The following is an 18,315-nucleotide window of genomic DNA, read 5'->3' as shown; positions in this document are numbered from 1 at the left end:
TCATTCGATTGGGGAGTTGACCACAGGTGGCTGACGAGAAGGAACTTCGCGACTACCTCAAGCGGGCCATCGCCGACGCGCGGGACGCCCGCCGGAAGCTGCGTGAGGTGCAGGACAAGGCACAGGAGCCGATCGCGATCGTCGGCATGGCCTGCCGGTACCCGGGCGGGGTCGCCTCCCCCGGGGACCTGTGGCGGCTGGTGGCCGACGAGACCGACGCCGTCTCCGGCTTCCCCGACAACCGCGGCTGGGACCTGGAGAAGCTGTTCGACCCGGACCCCGAGCGGGTGGGCACCTCGTATGTGCGCGAGGGCGGGTTCCTGCACGACGCGGACCAGTTCGACCCCGGGTTCTTCGGGCTGTCCCCGCGTGAGGCCCTGGCCGCCGACCCGCAGCAGCGCATGCTCCTGGAGACGACCTGGGAGGCCCTGGAACGGGCGGCCATCGACCCGGTCTCGCTGCGCGGCAGCAGGACCGGGGTCTTCGCCGGGCTGATGTACACCGACTACGGCGCCCGGCCGCAACTGCCCGTGGAGGGCTTCGAGGGCTACCTCTACAGCGGCAGCGCGGGCAGCATCGCCGCGGGCCGCATCGCCTACACCTTCGGGTTCGAGGGCCCGACGGTGGCGGTCGACACCGCGTGCTCCTCCTCCCTCGTGGCACTGCACCTCGCGGTCAACGCGCTGCGCGCCGGGGAGTGCGACCTGGCCCTGGCCGGCGGCGCCGCGGTGATGTCGACGCCGGTGGCCTTCACCGAGTTCTCCCGGCTGCGGGGCCTGGCGCCGGACGGACGGGTCAAGCCGTTCTCGGCGGCGGCGGACGGGACGGCGTGGTCGGAGGGGGTGGGGCTGCTGCTGGTGGAGCGGCTGTCGGACGCGCGGCGCAACGGGCACCGGGTGCTGGCCGTCATACGGGGGTCCGCCGTCAACCAGGACGGTGCCTCCAACGGGCTGACGGCGCCCAACGGCCCGGCGCAGGAACGGGTCATCCGCCAGGCCCTGACCAACGCGGGCCTGGGCCCGGCCGACATCGACGCCGTGGAGGCGCATGGCACCGGCACCCGCCTCGGTGACCCCATCGAGGCGCAGGCCCTGATCGCCACCTACGGCCAGGACCGCCCCGCCGGCCACCCCCTTCACCTCGGCTCCCTGAAGTCCAACATCGGCCACACCCAGGCCGCCGCGGGCGTCGGTGGCGTGATCAAGATGGTGCAGGCCATACATCACGGTGTGCTTCCCCGCACCCTGCACATCGACGAGCCCACGCCGTTCGTGGACTGGGACTCCGGCGCGGTCCGCCTGCTCACCGAGGCCACCGAGTGGCCCCGCAAGGACGACGGCGGGCCCCGGCGCGCCGCCGTCTCCGCCTTCGGCATGGGCGGTACCAACGCGCACGTGATCCTGGAACAGGCACCCGACCCCGCCGGTGATGGTGACGGCGGTGGCGAGAACGGCGGTGCGACCGTGGGTGCGGTGGTGCCGGCGAGCCTGCCGTGGCTGCTGTCGGCCAAGTCCCCGAAGGCGCTGGCCGCGCAGGCCCGGCGGCTGCTGGACCACATCGAGGGGCTCGGTGCGGACGCGGCCCCGCTTGATTTGGCGTACTCCCTGGCGGTCACCCGCAGCGCGCTGGACCACCGTGCCGTCCTGGTCGCCCCGGCCGACACCCTCCCGCGGGAACAGCTCCAGGCCCTCGCCGACGGCACCCCCACACCCGATACCGTCACCGGCAGTGCCGGCGAGCCGTCCAGGACGGCGTTCCTCTTCCCCGGCCAGGGCTCGCAGTGGACGGGCATGGCCGTGGCCCTGATGGACACCTCACCGGTGTTCGCCGCCCGGATCGCCGAGTGCGGCCGGGCCTTCGCCCCCTTCGTCGACTGGTCCCTGGAAGACGTCCTCCGCCAGGCCGACGGGGCCCCCTCGCTGGACCGGGTGGACGTCGTCCAGCCGGTGCTGTTCGCCGTCATGGTGGCACTGGCCGAACTGTGGCGAGCCCACGGGGTGCAGCCGTCGGCCGTCGTCGGGCACTCCCAGGGCGAGATCGCCGCCGCCTACGTGGCGGGCATCCTCTCCCTCGACGACGCCGCCCGCGTGGTGACGCTGCGCAGCCAGGCCATCGGCCGGGTCCTGGCGGGCCTCGGCGGCATGGTGTCCGTCGCGCTCCCCGTCGAGGAGGTGCGCGAGCGCATCGCCCCGTGGCAGGAGCGCATCCAGATCGCCGCGGTCAACGGCCCCGCCTCCGTCGTGGTGGCCGGCGAGGTCGAGCCCCTGCAGGAACTGCTCGCCGCCTGCAAGGCCGACCGGGTCCGGGCGCGCGCCGTCCCCGTGGACTACGCCTCCCACTCCAAGTACGTGGAACTGCTGGAGGAGGAGCTCGCCACCCTGCTCGCCCCGATCAGCCCGCGGTCGACGAGCATCCCCTTCCTCTCCACGGTGACGGGCCGGTGGGTCAAGGGCCCCGAGCTCGACGCCGGCTACTGGTACCGCAACCTGCGCCGGCCCGTGGAGCTGGAACAGGCGGTGCGCTCGCTGCTGGAGGACGGCTTCGGCACGTTCGTCGAATCCAGCCCGCACCCGGTGCTGGCGGTCGCCGTCCAGGAGACGGCCGAGGCCACCGGCCACGACGCCGCGGTGATCGGCTCGCTGCGCCGTGACGAGGGCGGCCTCGAACGCTTCTGGCTCTCCCTCGGCGAGGCCCACAACCACGGCGTCGCCGTCGACTGGCAGACGGTCTTCGCCGCCACGGGCGCACGGCGCGTCACCCTGCCCACCTACGCCTTCCAGCGCACCCGCCACTGGCTGGAGACCTCCTCCGCGCCGAGCGACGCCTCCGGCTTCGGGCTCGGCTCCGCCGACCACCCGCTGCTCGGCGCCGCCGTCGCGGTCGCCGACCGGGACGGATTCCTGCTCACCGGCAAGCTGTCCCGCCGCACCCACCCGTGGCTGGCCGACCACACCGTGTACGGCTCGGTGCTGCTCCCCGGCACCGGTCTGGTGGAGCTGGCCGCCCGGGCCGGCGAGTACGCCGGCTGCGAGCGGATCGAGGAACTCACCCTTGAGGCCCCGCTGACGCTCCCCGACACGGAGGCCCTGCAGATCCAGCTCGTGGTCGGCGAAGCCGACGAGGACGGGCGCCGCAGACTCGGCGTGTACTCCCGGCCCGAGTCCGCCGCGCACGACCGCCGGGCCTGGACCGCCCACGCCGGCGGACTGCTCGCCCCCGACACCGGGGAAGCCCCCGCCGGGCTGCTCGCCTGGCCCCCGGCGGGAGCCCAGGAGGTCGACCTGGACGGTGTCTACGAGCGGGTCGCCGAACACGGCTACGCCTACGGCCCCGCATTCCGGGGACTGCGCCGGTTGTGGACGGCGGACGGCGAGCTGTTCGCCGAGGTCGCCCTCGGCGAAGAGCTCCAGGCCGACGCCGGGAAGTTCGCCGTGCACCCCGCGCTGCTGGACGCGGCACTGCACAGCCTGCTGCCCGGCGTGGCCGGCGACCGGCCCGCCCTGCTGCCCTTCGCCTGGTCCGACGTGACGGTGCACGCGGCGGGGGCGTCCGTCCTGCGAGTGCGGATCACCCCGACCGGACCCGAGTCCGTGACCCTCCTGGTGGCGGACGGCGTGGGCGAGCCCGTCGCCACCGTCGGATCGCTGGCGCTGCGCCCGCTGTCGAAGGAGGCGCTCGCCGCGGCGGCCGACGCCCACCGGGACGGGCTGTTCCGGGTGGAGTGGACCCGTCTCGCCGATCCGGACCGGGACGTCGACACCAGCGGCTGGGCCGTGGTCGGCACCGGCGACCCCGTTCTCCCGGCGGGCACCGGGCACACCTGGCCCGACCTGGCCGCCCTCACCGCGGCCGTCGACGACGGGGCACCGGTGCCCGACGTGGTGCTGGTGGTGCCGGCCGCGCACGACACAGCGGCCGGGGAACTGCCCACCACGGCCCGGGCCGCCATCCGGCACCACGCCGGACTCGCCCGGGACTGGCTCGCCGACGAGCGGTTCGCCGGCACCCGCCTGGTCGTCGTCACCCGCCAGGCGGTGGCCGCGGGCCCCGACGACGAGGTGACCGACCTGGTCCACGCCGGCCTGTGGGGACTGTTCCGCTCCGCCGAGACCGAGAACCCCGGCCGTTTCACACTGGTCGACCTGGACGGCAGGCCCGGCCACGCCGACGCCCTGGCCGCGGCCGTGGCCTCCGGCGAGACCCAGTCCGCGGTGCGGGACGGCACGGTCGTCGTCCCCCGCCTCGCCCGGGTACAGCGCGGGCGGACGCCCCGGGACGGCGCGCACACCTCACCCTGGGAGCGGGGCACCGTCCTGGTCACGGGCGCCACCGGCACGCTCGGCCGGCTGCTCGCCCGGCACCTGGTCGTCCGGCACGGCGCGCGCCGGCTGCTGCTGCTCAGCCGGCGCGGCGCGGACGCCCCCGGCGCGGCGGAGCTCCGCGACGAACTGGCTGAGCTGGGCGCCGAGGCCGTCTTCGCGGCCTGTGACGCCGCGGACCGCGAGGCGCTGTCCTCGGTGCTGGACACCATCGGCGCCGAGCACCCCCTGACGGCGGTCGTGCACACCGCCGGCGCCGTGGACGACGGCCTGCTCTCCGGGCTGACCCCCGAGCGGATGGACGCCGTACTGCGGCCCAAGGTCGACGCGGCCTGGCACCTGCACGAGCTGACCCGCGACCTGGACCTGTCCGCGTTCGTGCTCTACTCCTCGCTGGCGGGTCTCCTCGGCACGGCGGGACAGTCCAACTACGCGGCCGGCAATACCTTCCTGGACGCGCTCGCCGCCCACCGCGCCGCCCACGGTCTGCCCGCCACCTCGCTGGCCTGGGGCCTGTGGGAGGAGGGCAGCGCCAGCACCAGCCACCTGGACGAGGTGGACCTGAAGCGCATGGCCCGCTCCGGGCTGCTGCCCCTGTCGTCCGAGGACGGCCTGGCGCTGTTCGACGCCTCCCTCACCACCGGTGAGACGGTCCTCGCGGTCACCGCCCTGGACCCGGCCGCCCTGCGCCACAACGCCGAACCGCCGGCCCTGCTGCGCGGACTCGTGCCCGCCGCGCGCCGGCGCGCCCGGGCCGGTGCCTCCGCGGGCTCCTCGCCGGCCGAACAGCTGGCCCGCCTCTCCGCGGACGAGCGACGCCGGGTCCTGGTCGATCTGGTGCGCGGACATGTGGCGGGGGTCCTCGGCCACTCCGACCCCCAAGGCCTGGACGCCGACCGCGCCTTCAAGGAGCTCGGCTTCGACTCGCTGACCGCGGTCGAACTCCGCAACCGCCTGGGCAGCGCCACCGGGCTCCGCCTGCCGACCACGCTGGTCTTCGACCACCCGACACCGGCCGCGATCGCCGCCCACCTGTCGGGGCTGCTCGCCGGCCGGGAGGAGGACGAGCGGCATCCGGCGGCCGGTCCGGTGCCGACCCCCGCCCCGGCGGCCGACGACCCCGTCGTCATCGTGGGCATGGCCTGCCGCTACCCGGGCGGAGTGTCGACGCCGGAGGACCTGTGGCGCCTGGTGGCCGATGGGGTGGACGCCATCTCGGAGTTCCCCGACGACCGCGGCTGGAACGTGGCCGCGCTCTACGATCCTGAGCCGGGCCGTCCGGGCCGGACGTACACCAAGAACGGCGGATTCCTTTACGACGGCGACCACTTCGACCCCGCCTTCTTCGGGATGTCCCCGCGGGAGGCCCTCGCCACCGACCCGCAGCAGCGCCTCCTGCTGGAGACCGCCTGGGAGACGCTGGAGAACGCCGGCATCGACCCGTCGACCCTGCGGGGCAGCCGCACCGGGGTGTACGCGGGCGTGATGTACCACGACTACGCGTCGCGGGTGCGCGACGTCCCCGAGGACATGGAGGGCTATCTGCTCAGCGGCAACGCGGGCAGTGTCGCCTCGGGCCGGGTGGCGTACACCTTCGGCTTGGAGGGACCCGCCGTCACCGTCGACACCGCGTGCTCCTCCTCGCTGGTCGCCATCCACCAGGCGGCGAACGCGCTGCGCGCCGGGGAGTGCGACCTCGCGCTCGCCGGGGGCGTGACGCTGATGTCGACGCCCCTGGGCTTCGTCGAGTTCTCGCAGCAGCGGGGCCTGTCGCCGGACGGACGCTGCCGGTCGTTCTCCGACACGGCGGACGGCACCGGCTGGTCCGAGGGCATCGGACTGGTCCTGGTGGAGCGGCTGTCGGACGCGCGGCGCAACGGGCACCGGGTGCTGGCCGTCGTCCGGGGGTCCGCCGTCAACCAGGACGGTGCCTCCAACGGGCTGACGGCGCCCAACGGCCCGGCGCAGGAACGGGTGATCCGCCAGGCCCTGGCCAACGCCGGGCTCACCCCCGCGGACGTGGACCTGGTGGACGCGCACGGCACCGGCACCCGCCTCGGCGACCCCATCGAGGCGCAGGCCCTGCTGGCGGCCTACGGCCAGGACCGGCCCGAAGGACGCCCGCTGTACCTCGGGTCGCTGAAGTCCAACCTGGGCCACACCCAGGCCGCCGCCGGTGTCGGCAGCGTCATCAAGATGGTGCAGGCCATGCACCACCGGACGATGCCGCGGACCCTCCACGTGGAGAGCCCCACCCGGCACGTCGACTGGGAGGCCGGCGAGGTCGTCCTGCTCACCGAGGCACGGGAATGGGAGACGGCGGACGCTCCGCGTCGTGCCGGTGTCTCGTCCTTCGGTATCAGCGGCACCAACGCGCACATGATCCTCGAAGAGCCGGAGCCGGCCGGGGCACCGGCGGACGCGGAGCCCGACGGCACCGGCCGCACACTGCCCGTCGTCCCGTGGCTGCTGTCCGGCAAGACCCCCGAGGCGCTGGCGGGGCAGGCCCGAAAGCTCCTCACCTACCTGGAGGACCACCCGGAGACGACCGACCTGGACGTCGCCTACTCGCTGGCGACCACCCGTGCCGCACTCGACCACCGCGCCGGTGTCACCGGCACCGACCGGGACGAACTGCTCGCCGGACTGCGCACCGTGGCCGCCGGCACCGCGACCGCCGTACGCGCCCGCGCCGACCTGTCCGGGGGAACGGCCTTCCTGTTTACGGGGCAGGGGGCTCAGCGGGTGTCGATGGGGCGGGAGTTGTATGGGGTGTTTCCGGTGTTCGCGGAGGCGTTCGATGCGGCGTGTGGGTGTTTGGACAAGGGGTTGGAGCGGCCGTTGAGGGAGGTGGTGTTCGCGGAGCCGGGGAGTGTGGAGGCGGGTTTGCTGGAGGGGACGGGGTATGCGCAGCCGGCGTTGTTCGCGGTGGAGACGGCGTTGTTCCGGTTGGTGGAGTCGTGGGGTGTGCGGCCGGATGTGGTGGTGGGGCATTCGGTGGGGGAGTTGGCCGCGGCGCATGTGGCGGGGGTGTTGTCGTTGGAGGATGCGGCGCGGTTGGTGTGTGTGCGTGCGGAGTTGATGCAGGCTCTGCCGGGTGGTGGGGCGATGGTGGCGGTGGAGGCGTCGGAGGGTGAGGTGTTGCCGCTGTTGGCGGGGCGGGTGGGGATTGCTGCGGTGAATGGTCCTCGGTCGGTGGTGGTGTCGGGGGATGAGGGGGCTGTGGAGGGTGTGGTGGGGCGGTTGCGGGGGTTGGGGCGGAGGGTGAAGCGGCTGGCTGTGTCGCATGCGTTTCATTCGCCGTTGATGGAGCCGGTGTTGGAGGAGTTCCGTGCGGTCGCTGGTTCGGTGCGGTTTCAGGAGCCTGGTATTCCGGTGGTGTCGACGCTGACGGGTGGGGTGGCGTCCGGGGATGATCTGGTGTCGGCCGGGTACTGGGCGGAGCAGATCCGTGGCACGGTGCGTTTCGCCGATGCTGTCAGGGTCCTGGCCGAACGGAACGTCACCGCCTTCGTCGAAATCGGCCCCGACGGAGTGCTCACCGCGCTGGCGCAGGAGGCACTGGACGACGCGCCCTTCGTATGGCCGCTGCTGCGGCGGGACCAGCCCGAATGCGCCTCCGTCGTCCGGGCGGTCACCGACCTGCACGACCTGGGTGTACCGGTGGACTGGCGGGCGTTCTTCTCCGGCACCGGTGCGCACCGCACCGACCTGCCCACCTACGCCTTCCAGCACCGGCGGTACTGGCTGGACGCAGGGCAGGACACCGCCGACGCGAGCACGTGGGGACTGAGCCCGACCGGCCACCCCTTCCTCGGCGTCGCCGTACCGCTGGCCCGGGAGGACGGCGCGGTGTTCAACGGCAGGCTGTCACCGCGGCGCACGCCGTGGCCGGCCGGCCACCTGTCCGGCGACACCACCGTGCTGCCCACCGCGGCCCTGGTGGAGCTCGCGGTCCGGGCCGGTGACGAGTTCGGCTGCGACGTCCTGCGTGAACTCACCGTCGCCGCACCCCTGACGGTGCCCGCCGAGAGCACCGTCCACGTCCAGGTCGCCGTCGGCGCGGCCGACGCGGACGGCGACCGCCCGGTCACCGTGTTCGCCCGCCACGGGGACGGCCCGTGGGAGGAACTCGCCGGGGGAACGCTCGGGACGGACCCCGCATCCGACGCCCCGGCCTCCGGGACCGCGTCCCACGAGATCGAACTCCCCGAGGAACTCCGCGAGGAGGCGGCCGCCTTCGAACTGCACCCGGTCCTGCTGGACGCGGCCGTCGGCAACCCCCCGCACGACCCCGCCCCGGGCCATGTCACGGTGGCGGCCGAGTGGCGCGGGGTCCGCCTCCACGCGGCCGGCGCCACGGCGGCGCGGGTGGAGCGCACCGACGCCGGCGACGACCGGCTGGGGCTGCGCCTGACCGACCCCGCCGGCGAACTCGTCGCCACCGTGGCCTCGGTCGCCTTCCGGGACGTCCCCGAAACGCTGTTCACCCGTGCCGGGGGCGAAACCGGCGCGGCGGACGCCCAACCGGTCAAGGTACCCGTGCGGCGCCGCGCCGGAACCCGGACCGAACCGGTCCGGTCGCTCGCGGACCGGCTGGCCGGGCTGAGCGAGACCCAGCGGTACGACCTGGTGTCCGAGGTGGTGCGCGACACGATGGCCGCGGTCCTCGGGCACACCGACCCCGCCGCCATCGACGAGGAACGCTCCTTCCAGGAGCTGGGCTTCGACTCCCTGACGGCCGTCGACCTGCGCAACCGGCTCCGCCACGCCACCGGAATCGGCCTGGCCGCCACCGCGGTCTTCGACCACCCGACACCGGGCGCGCTGACCGCCCATATGCTCGCGCAACTCGCTCCGCCGTCCGCCCCGGGCGACGGGGACACCACGGTGGCCCTCGAACTCGACCGACTGGAAGCCGCCCTGGGCTCGCTCCCGCCGGAGAGCGACGACCACGCCGCCGTGGCGCAGCGGCTGCAGTCCCTGCTGTCCCGGCTGCCCATACCGACGCCGCAGGCGGTGGACCGGCGGCCCGCGGAGATCGAAACCGCCTCGGCGGACGAGATCTTCGACTTCATCGACAACGAACTCGGCCGTACGTCCGGCTGACCAGTCACACCTATTCGGTTCCGAGGAGATGTGGGTGTCCCATGGCTGACCCAGACAAGGAAGAGAAGCTCGTCGAGTACCTCAAATGGGTGACTGCCGATCTTCAGAAGACCCGCCGGAAGCTGGCCGAGCTGGAAGCGAGCACCACCGAGCCGATCGCGATCGTGGGCATGGCCTGCCGCTACCCGGGCGGGGTCGCCTCCCCCGGGGACCTGTGGCGGCTGGTGGCCGACGAGGTGGACGCGATCTCGCCGTGGCCCACGGACCGCGGCTGGGACATCGAGGGGCTGTACGACCCGGAGCCCGGCACACCGGGCGCCTCCTACGTCAGGGAGGGCGGCTTCCTCGACGGCGCGACCCGGTTCGACGCGGAGTTCTTCGGCATCTCGCCCCGCGAGGCGCTGGCGATGGACCCCCAGCAGCGGGTGCTCCTGGAGACCGCGTGGGAGACCTTCGAACAGGCGGGCATCGATCCCGCGCCGCTCAAGGGCAGCGACACCGGTGTCTTCGTCGGCGTGGTGGAGGAGAGCTACCTGGGCCTCGACGCCCCCGTGGAACTCCAAGGCCACCTGATGACCGGCAAGCTGAGCAGCGTGGCCTCCGGACGCATCTCCTACACCTTCGGGTTCGAGGGCCCGGCGGTGTCGGTCGACACCGCGTGCTCCTCCTCCCTCGTGGCACTGCACCTCGCGGTGCAGTCGCTGCGGACCGGGGAGTGCGACCTGGCCCTGGCCGGCGGCGCCACCGTGAACGGCGACCCCGGCGGCTACGTCGACTTCTCCCGGCAGCGGGGCCTGGCGCCGGACGGACGGATCAAGTCCTTCTCGGCGGCGGCGGACGGGACGGCGTGGTCGGAGGGTGTGGGGCTGCTGCTGGTGGAGCGGCTGTCGGACGCGCGGCGCAACGGGCACCGGGTGCTGGCCGTCATCCGGGGGTCCGCCGTCAACCAGGACGGTGCCTCCAACGGGCTGACCGCGCCCAACGGCCCGGCGCAGGAACGGGTCATCCGCCAGGCCCTGACCAACGCCGGTCTGGGCCCGGCCGACATCGACGCCGTCGAAGCGCACGGCACCGGCACCCGCCTCGGCGACCCCATCGAGGCCCAGGCCCTGCTGGCGACCTACGGCCGGAATCGCCCCGCCGAACAGCCTCTCCACCTCGGCTCCCTGAAGTCCAACATCGGACACACCGTCGCGGCGGCCGGCGTCGGTGGAGTGATCAAGATGGTGCAGGCCATGCACCACGGTGTGCTTCCCCGCACCCTGCACATCGACGAGCCCACGCCGTTCGTGGACTGGGACTCCGGCGCGGTCCGCCTGCTCACCGAGGCCACCGAGTGGCCCCGCAAGGACGACGGCGGGCCCCGGCGCGCCGCCGTCTCCGCCTTCGGCGTGAGCGGTACCAACGCGCACGTGATCCTGGAACAGGCACCCGACCCCGCCGGTGATGGTGACGGCGGTGGCGAGAATGACGGTGCGACCGTGGGTGCGGTGGTGCCGGCGAGCCTGCCGTGGCTGTTGTCGGCCAAGTCCCCGAAGGCGCTGGCCGCGCAGGCCCGGCGGCTGCTGGACCACATCGAGGGGCTCGGTGCGGACGCGGCCCCGCTCGACCTGGCGTACTCCCTGGCGGTCACCCGCAGCGCGCTGGACCACCGTGCCGTCCTGGTCGCCCCGGCCGACACCCTCCCGCGGGAACAGCTCCAGGCCCTCGCCGACGGCACCCCCACACCCGACACCGTGAACACGGCGGCGGGCTCCCGACGGGGCAAGGTCGCCTTCCTGTTTACGGGGCAGGGGGCTCAGCGGGTGTCGATGGGGCGGGAGTTGTATGGGGTGTTTCCGGTGTTCGCGGAGGCGTTCGATGCGGCGTGTGGGTGTTTGGACAAGGGGTTGGAGCGGCCGTTGAGGGAGGTGGTGTTCGCGGAGCCGGGGAGTGTGGAGGCGGGTTTGCTGGAGGGGACGGGGTATGCGCAGCCGGCGTTGTTCGCGGTGGAGACGGCGTTGTTCCGGTTGGTGGAGTCGTGGGGTGTGCGGCCGGATGTGGTGGTGGGGCATTCGGTGGGGGAGTTGGCCGCGGCGCATGTGGCGGGGGTGTTGTCGTTGGAGGATGCGGCGCGGTTGGTGTGTGTGCGTGCGGAGTTGATGCAGGCTCTGCCGGGTGGTGGGGCGATGGTGGCGGTGGAGGCGTCGGAGGGTGAGGTGTTGCCGCTGTTGGCGGGGCGGGTGGGGATTGCTGCGGTGAATGGTCCTCGGTCGGTGGTGGTGTCGGGGGATGAGGGGGCTGTGGAGGGTGTGGTGGGGCGGTTGCGGGGGTTGGGGCGGAGGGTGAAGCGGCTGGCTGTGTCGCATGCGTTTCATTCGCCGTTGATGGAGCCGGTGTTGGAGGAGTTCCGTGCGGTCGCTGGTTCGGTGCGGTTTCAGGAGCCTGGTATTCCGGTGGTGTCGACGCTGACGGGTGGGGTGGCGTCCGGGGATGATCTGGTGTCGGCCGGGTACTGGGCGGAGCAGATCCGTGGCACGGTGCGTTTCGCCGATGCTGTCAGGGTCCTGGCGGAACGGAACGTCACCGCCTTCGTCGAAATCGGCCCCGACGCCTCACTGAGCACCGCTGCCCGCGAGACCCTGGCGGAGCACGACACCGACCACCTGGTGGTGCCGTTGCTGCGACGGGACCGGAACGAACCCGAAACCCTGCTGACGGGGCTCGGCACACTGCACGCCCACGGCATCGCGGTGGACTGGCCCGCGTTCTTCCGTCCGATGCGCCCCGGCACGGTCGACCTGCCCACCTACGCCTTCCAGCACCGGCGGTACTGGCGGGACAGGAAACACCCGCACACCACCACGGGCGCGTCGGCACCGGGCGCGACCGGACACACGCTGCTCGGCACCTCCATCGCGCCGGCCTCCGGCGAAGGGATGCTGTTCAACGGCCGTCTCTCCCGGTCGACCGTGCCCTGGACACCCCGGCACACCGGCCTGGACACCCAGGTGCTCCCGGCCGCCGCTCTCGTGGAGCTCGCGGTACGGGCCGGTGACGAACTCGGCTGCGACGTGCTGACCGAACTGACCGTGCAGACCCCGCTGCCCCTGCCGGAGCACGGCACCGTCCACCTCCAGGTCGCCGTCGGACCCGACACCGCCGGCAGCCGGACGGTGACGATCCACGCCCGGACCGACGAGAACGTCCCGTGGACCCTGCACGCCTCCGGAGAACTCGGCTTCGCCGGCCGGCCGGCCCCCTTCGGTCTCACCGAGTGGCCCCCGGCCGACGCGACCGCACTCGACGGCACGGCGGCCTACGACCGGCTCGCCGAAGCCGGGCTCGCGTACCCCGAGGCGCTGCGCGGTCTGCGCACGGCATGGCGGCACGGCGACGACATCCTCGCCGAGGTACACCTGCCCGAGACCGCCGAATCCGGCGCCGACGGCTTCGAACTGCACCCCGCCCTGCTGGACGCCGCCGCGCACGCCGCGCGACTCGACCAGGCGGCCGGAGCACCGTACCCGGCGGAAGCCCTGGCCTCCCGCTGGCGCGGTGTACGCGTGTACGCCACCGGGGCCACGGCCGTCCGCGCGCGGCTGCGGCGCACGCCGGACGGGGCGCTGTCGATGTGGCTCACCGACGCGGCCGGGCAGCCGGTCGCCTCGGTGGACCACGTGGAACCCCGGCCGGGCGCGGCCGCCGTGGACATCCACGCCCACGCGCGCCTGCTCGGATCCCTGTTCACCCTCTCCTGGCGCCCGCTCACGCCCACCGGACCGTCCGGCACCCACCGCTGGGCGGCGCTGCCCGCGGTGCTCCCCGGCTCCGGCGGGCCCGGTCCGGACCTCGCGGACCTGGAGACCTTCGCCGACGTGGCCGCGGTGCGGCGCGCCACGGCGGCCGGCCGGACGCCGGACGCGGTGGCCGTGTGGTGCGCGCCCGACGACACAGGCGGCGCCGACGCCGCGCACACCGCGACCCGCGCCGTGCTGACACTGGTCCAGGAGTGGCTCGCCGACGACGAACCCGCCGGAGCCCGGCTGGTGATCCTCACCCGTGGCGCCGCGGTGGTCGCCCCCGGCGAGGACGTGAACCCCGCGGCGGCGGCGGTCTGGGGGCTGCTGCGCTCGGCGCAGTCGGAGGCACCCGACAGGATCGTCCTCCTCGACGTCGACCTCGACAGCGAGCCGGTGACGACACGGACGCTGTCGCGGGTGCTGGCGTCCGGTGAACCGCAGGCGGCCCTCCGCGCCGGGCGCGTGTTCGTACCCCGCCTGGGCAGGACCACGGCCGACGCGGTACGGAAGGCGTCCGGCGGCTGGGACCCCCGGGGCACGGTCCTCGTCACCGGCGGCACGGGCGCCCTCGGCGGACTGTTCGCCCGGTACCTGGCCGCCGAGCACGGCATCCGGCACCTGCTGCTGGTCAGCAGGAGCGGACCGGACTCACCAGGCGCCGGCGAACTGCGCCGTCAACTCACCGAACTGGGCGCCGAGGTGACGATCGCGGCGTGCGACGCCGCCGACCGCGACGCACTCGCCGAACTGCTCGCGACCCTTCCCGAGGACCGGCCGCTGACCGGTGTCGTCCACCTGGCGGGCGTGGTGGACGACGGGCTGGTGTCGACACTCACCGGGGACCGGCTGGCGGGGGTGCTGCGCCCGAAGGCCGACGCGGCCTGGCATCTGCACGAGCTGACCCGGGAGCTGAACCTGTCGGCGTTCGTGCTGTTCTCGTCCGCCGCGGGCGTGATCGGCGGCCCCGGCCAGGGCAACTACGCCGCCGCCAACGCCTTCCTCGACGGGCTCGCCCAGCACCGGGCCGCCCGCGGGCTGACCGCCACGTCCATAGCCTGGGGCCTGTGGGCCCAGACCACCGGGATGAGCCGCCACCTGGAAGAGGCGGACTTCAAACGGATCGCGCGCAGCGGCCTGCTGCCGATCACGGAGCGAGCGGGAACGGCCCTGCTGGACGCGGCCCTCGCCGTCGGCGAACCGGCGGTGACCGCGACCCCCGTGGACCCGGCGGCGTTGCGGGCGAACGCGGCCCAGGCACCGCTGGTGATGACGGGCCTGGTACCGGCCCCGATGCGGCGCGCCGCCCGCAACTCGGGCGGGGAAGCCGTGCCGCTCCCGCGACAGCTCGCCGCCCTGGACGAGACCGCGCGGCAGGAGCGGATGCTGGCCCTGGTCCGGGCCGGGATCGCCGGCGTGCTCGGCCACGCGGACGCCGACGGCGGCACGATCGGCCCCGACCAGCCCCTGAACACCCTGGGACTCGACTCGCTCACCTCCGTCGAACTGCGCAACCGGCTCAGCGACACGGTCGGCACCCGGCTGCCCGGCAGCCTCGTCTACGACCACCCCACTCCGCGCTCCCTCGCCGGCCATCTGCTGGACGTGGCACTGCGCGGACCGGACGCCCTGGACACCTCGTCCCGGCCCGCCGTGGACTTCGCGGCACAGGTCCGGCTCGCCGATGACATCAGTCCCGCGCGGGAGGTCGTCCGGGCCGTCACCGACCCGGCGGAGGTGCTGCTGACCGGCGCGACCGGCTTCCTCGGGGCCTTCCTGCTGCGCGACCTGATGCGCGACACCCGGGCCACGGTGCACTGTCTGCTCCGCGGCACCGACGCGGACGAGGCCCTGGAACGGCTGCGGACGAACATGGAGTGGTACCACCTGTGGGACGAGGTGGATCCGGCCCGGCTGCGGATCGTGGTCGGTGATCTGGCCCGACCCGGACTCGGCCTGGAGCCCGCCGAGTTCGACCGCCTGGCGCGCGTGGCCGACGTGGTCTACCACGCCGGGGCCCAGGTGCATTGGCTGCGCCCCTACACGGAGCTGAGGGCGGCCAACGTGGACGGCACCGAGGAGATCCTGCGCCTCGCCGCCCGGCACCGCACCGTACCCGTCCACCATGTCTCCTCCGTCGGTGTGTTCCCCGGCCCGGTGACCGAGGGAGAGCCCGTGCGGGAGACGGACCCGACCGGTCCCCCCGAGGCACTGGCCACCGGCTATGTGCAGAGCAAGTGGGTCGCGGAACAGATCGTCGGCCTGGCCAGGGAGCGGGGCCTGCCGGTATCCGTGTACCGCGTCGACGTGATCTGCGGCGACCAGGTGAACGGTGCCTGCCAGACGGCCGACTTCGTGTGGCTGAGCCTCAAGGGGCTGGTGCAGGCCGAAGCCGTTCCCGCCGGGCTGTCCGCGGCCGTGCACCCCGTCCCGGCGGACTACGTCAGCAAGGCGATCCTCACGGTCTCCCGGGTGCCCGGGGCCGCCGGCGGGACGTTCCACCTGTCCAACGGGAGCAGCCTGGACTTCGGTGAGTTCGTCGACCACCTCCGGGCGAGCGGGTACCGCCTGGACGAACTCGGCTGGGACGCCTGGAAGACGAGGGTGGCCGCCGACCCGGACAACGCCGTGAACCCGCTGCTCGACGCGTTCGAGGCACTGGCGTCGGACACCGGCAGGTTCTACCCGGTCTTCGACACCTCCGCGACCCGGGCCGCGCTCGAAGGGACCCCGGTCGTCTGCCCGGAGATGACGAAGGAGCTGTACGCCAAGTACGTCGGCTTCTTCGTGGACCGTGGGTACTTCCCGCCGCCTCCGGCCGGGCACGGGGAGTGACACACGCGGGCCGGGGACCGAAGCACCGCTTCGGTCCCCGGCCCGTTCGTGGCGCCGTCAGGCGACGCCGCAGACCTGTTCCCTCTCCTGGCCGCCGGCGCCGACGCCGGCGGTGCACCACAAGGGCACCGTGACTCCTTCGTGGTCGACCGGCGGCGCCGTGCCCTGGGCCACCAGGTGGGGGAGCAGCAGGCGCCAGAAGCCGGTGACGGAGCGGTCCGGGCTCCGCTCGGTTCCGGAGCGGGCCCGCACCTCCAGGCCGGCCAGGAACGACGTGATGATGGAGACGGCCTCGTCGATGCCCACGTCCGGTGACAGGGCGCGCTGGTCCCTGGCCACCACCAGCATCAGCTGCACCCAGTCCTGCCACTGCTCCCACAGATCCACCGTGCCCTGCCAGGTGGGGTCGCCGCCGAGGCTGAAGCCGGCCCGCAGCACCGGGTCCCGGACGATGCACCCGGCCAGCGCCTTCGAGGTGTCCACCAGGAGCTGTAACGGCGCGGGGTGACGCAGCGGGACACGACCGGTGATGTGCAACAGCGTCCGTGCCGCGGCCAGTTCGACGGCCTCACCCAGGGCACGCTTGCTCTTGAAATGGAAGTGGAGCGCGCCATTGCTGACACCGGCCCGATGGCTGATCGCGGAGATCGAGGCCTCGGCGTAGCCGACGTCGTCGATGACCTCCGCGGCCGAGCGGATCAGGTCTTCACGGGTTCTGAGGGCACGGTGCTGTCTCGCCATGAAAGTGCACTCCCAAAAGGATGAGTGAGCGACAGATCAAGCGCACGAGAAGGCGCCACAGAACGAACGCGCGCACCGCCGCGGAAGTCGGCTCGGCGGTCCCGGACAGCAGGAAGACGGGTCTGTCCGCATCCGGTGGCCGCCGCGTCGTGGACGGAAGTCGAAACGCACTGCTTCGGCCCAAACATGCACCGGATCACTGTAAGACCCGTCAGACCGGTTCGTACCGGGGTCCACGAATCCGGCGCGATATCGATCTCCGCGGACGCCGGCGGATCCGCAGCGCACATGAGGGGAACGACCGCCCCGGTGAAGGTGGCGCGGAGTGTGGTCCCTCACGCGGTCCCGGCCGGCACGGGCACCACCCTGCGGCGCCCTGGACGAGGCGGTGGCCCCGGACGGCCGGAAACCCGCCACCCGTCTCTCCCCGTCCCCGCCCACGCCGGCCCGGTGCTCCCTCACATGCGCGGGGTACGGGTGAGCAGCCGGTCGATCTCGGTGAGCACGTGGTCCACATGCGGACGCACCCGCGCCCGCAAGGCGTCGCTCCAACTCTCCTCGGAGTAGGGGCAGTCGAGATAGAGCTGTCTGGCGTGTCCGAGGACGGCGCGGTGCTCGGGCGGAAGCCGGGCGAGGGCCCAGTCGGCGGCGGCGTCCTTCGACCTGATCCGGCCGGTGGCGAGCGTGGTCCAGATACGGGCGAGGGTCAACAGGACGTTGCGGGTGTCGCTGTCCAGTTCGTCCAGCAGGCCCGGAATACCCGCCACGCTCGCCCGGACCAGGTCGGCCCGCGGAACCGGGTCGAGGACCCGCGCCGGGCGGAGGCCGGTGAGCGGGTGGTCCCCGCTCAGCACCATGGTGATCAGCAGGGCGAGATCGGGCATCGGCTCCGGCTGGGGGACCAGCCCCGCCTCGTACTCGCCGCGCAGCCACTCGCCGTAGAGGAAGTCACAGGTGGGCGGGTACCGCCACGGCCGGACCTCGGACTGTACGACCACGGTGAGCTCGACCGGGCGGACCTGGTTTCCGGAGCCGGAGATCCCGAGCAGTCCATCGAGGAGCGTGTGCCGGGCCCGCTCGTCCATGCGCCGTCGGGAGACGACCAGTACGTCCACGTCGCTGGCCGGGCTGAGTCCACCGAGCACGGAGGAGCCGTGCAGGTAGGTGCCGATGACATCCCGGCCGAGCACACCACCGGCCAGCTCCACGACCCGCCGAACCTGATCCACCGCACCAGCCTCTCCCACCATCCGGCCGACCGCACCGCATTATGTGGAGCGGGTCATCGTCAAGACGTGGGAGGAGCAGCCGCCGGACGCCACGCACTGGTCGACCCGGTCGATGGCGGCGGCGACCGGGATGTCCCAGTCGGCCGTTTCAAGGATCTGGCGTGCCTTCGCCCTCGCCCCGCACCGCTCCGAGAACTTCGAACGGTCCACGGACCCGCTGTTCATCGACAAGGTCCGCGATGTGGTCGGCCCCGCTGCGGAGTTCGAAAAGTTCCTGGCCGCCTACTGCCGGTGAATCTCTGA

4 protein-coding genes and 1 pseudogene are annotated in these 18,315 nt (G+C 73.3%); 3 read left to right on the top strand and 2 right to left on the bottom strand.

The features are described from left to right. The first annotated feature begins 26 nt into the window (after positions 1-26). The gene (locus tag ACSURM_RS00470) at positions 27-9,428 is read left to right on the top strand and encodes a type I polyketide synthase (protein ID WP_436952309.1); all 9,402 of its coding nucleotides are present in this window, start codon (positions 27-29) and stop codon (positions 9,426-9,428) included. A gap of 41 nt (positions 9,429-9,469) precedes the next feature. Beyond that, positions 9,470-16,042 (top strand): type I polyketide synthase, encoded by a 6,573-nt coding sequence (locus tag ACSURM_RS00465; RefSeq protein ID WP_436952307.1) that lies wholly within the window; start codon positions 9,470-9,472, stop codon positions 16,040-16,042. A 57-nt stretch (positions 16,043-16,099) separates the two neighbouring features. Here the strand turns inward: ACSURM_RS00465 and ACSURM_RS00460 are convergent, their stop codons facing one another. Further along, entirely contained in the window at positions 16,100-16,783 is a 684-nt protein-coding gene (locus tag ACSURM_RS00460; RefSeq protein ID WP_436952305.1) for a ScbR family autoregulator-binding transcription factor, read from the bottom strand. Positions 16,784-17,241: 458 nt separating this feature from the next. Then, a complete protein-coding gene (locus ACSURM_RS00455) occupies positions 17,242-18,033 on the bottom strand; it encodes an aminoglycoside adenylyltransferase family protein (RefSeq protein WP_436952303.1) in 792 nt (263 codons plus the stop codon). A 22-nt stretch (positions 18,034-18,055) separates the two neighbouring features. On the opposite strand from ACSURM_RS00455, the pseudogene ACSURM_RS00450 reads away from it, so the two are divergent. Then, a pseudogene (locus ACSURM_RS00450) lies at positions 18,056-18,262 on the top strand (IS630 family transposase); the annotation flags it as partial. Positions 18,263-18,315 lie beyond the last annotated feature (53 nt).

Origin of the sequence: Streptomyces sp. SudanB182_2057, assembly GCF_964272715.1 — a bacterium.
GTDB classification, from domain to species: domain Bacteria; phylum Actinomycetota; class Actinomycetes; order Streptomycetales; family Streptomycetaceae; genus Streptomyces; species Streptomyces rubradiris.
The sequence above is the reverse complement of the archived record's forward strand: the minus strand, read 5'-3'. Positions and strand labels throughout refer to the sequence as shown.

Coding starts and splice junctions, on each gene's coding strand:
- ACSURM_RS00455 (WP_436952303.1), bottom strand. CDS start 18,033: ATGGTGGGAGAGGCTGGTGCGGTGGATCAGGTTCGGCGGGTCGTGGAG.
- ACSURM_RS00460 (WP_436952305.1), bottom strand. CDS start 16,783: ATGGCGAGACAGCACCGTGCCCTCAGAACCCGTGAAGACCTGATCCGC.
- ACSURM_RS00465 (WP_436952307.1), top strand. CDS start 9,470: ATGGCTGACCCAGACAAGGAAGAGAAGCTCGTCGAGTACCTCAAATGG.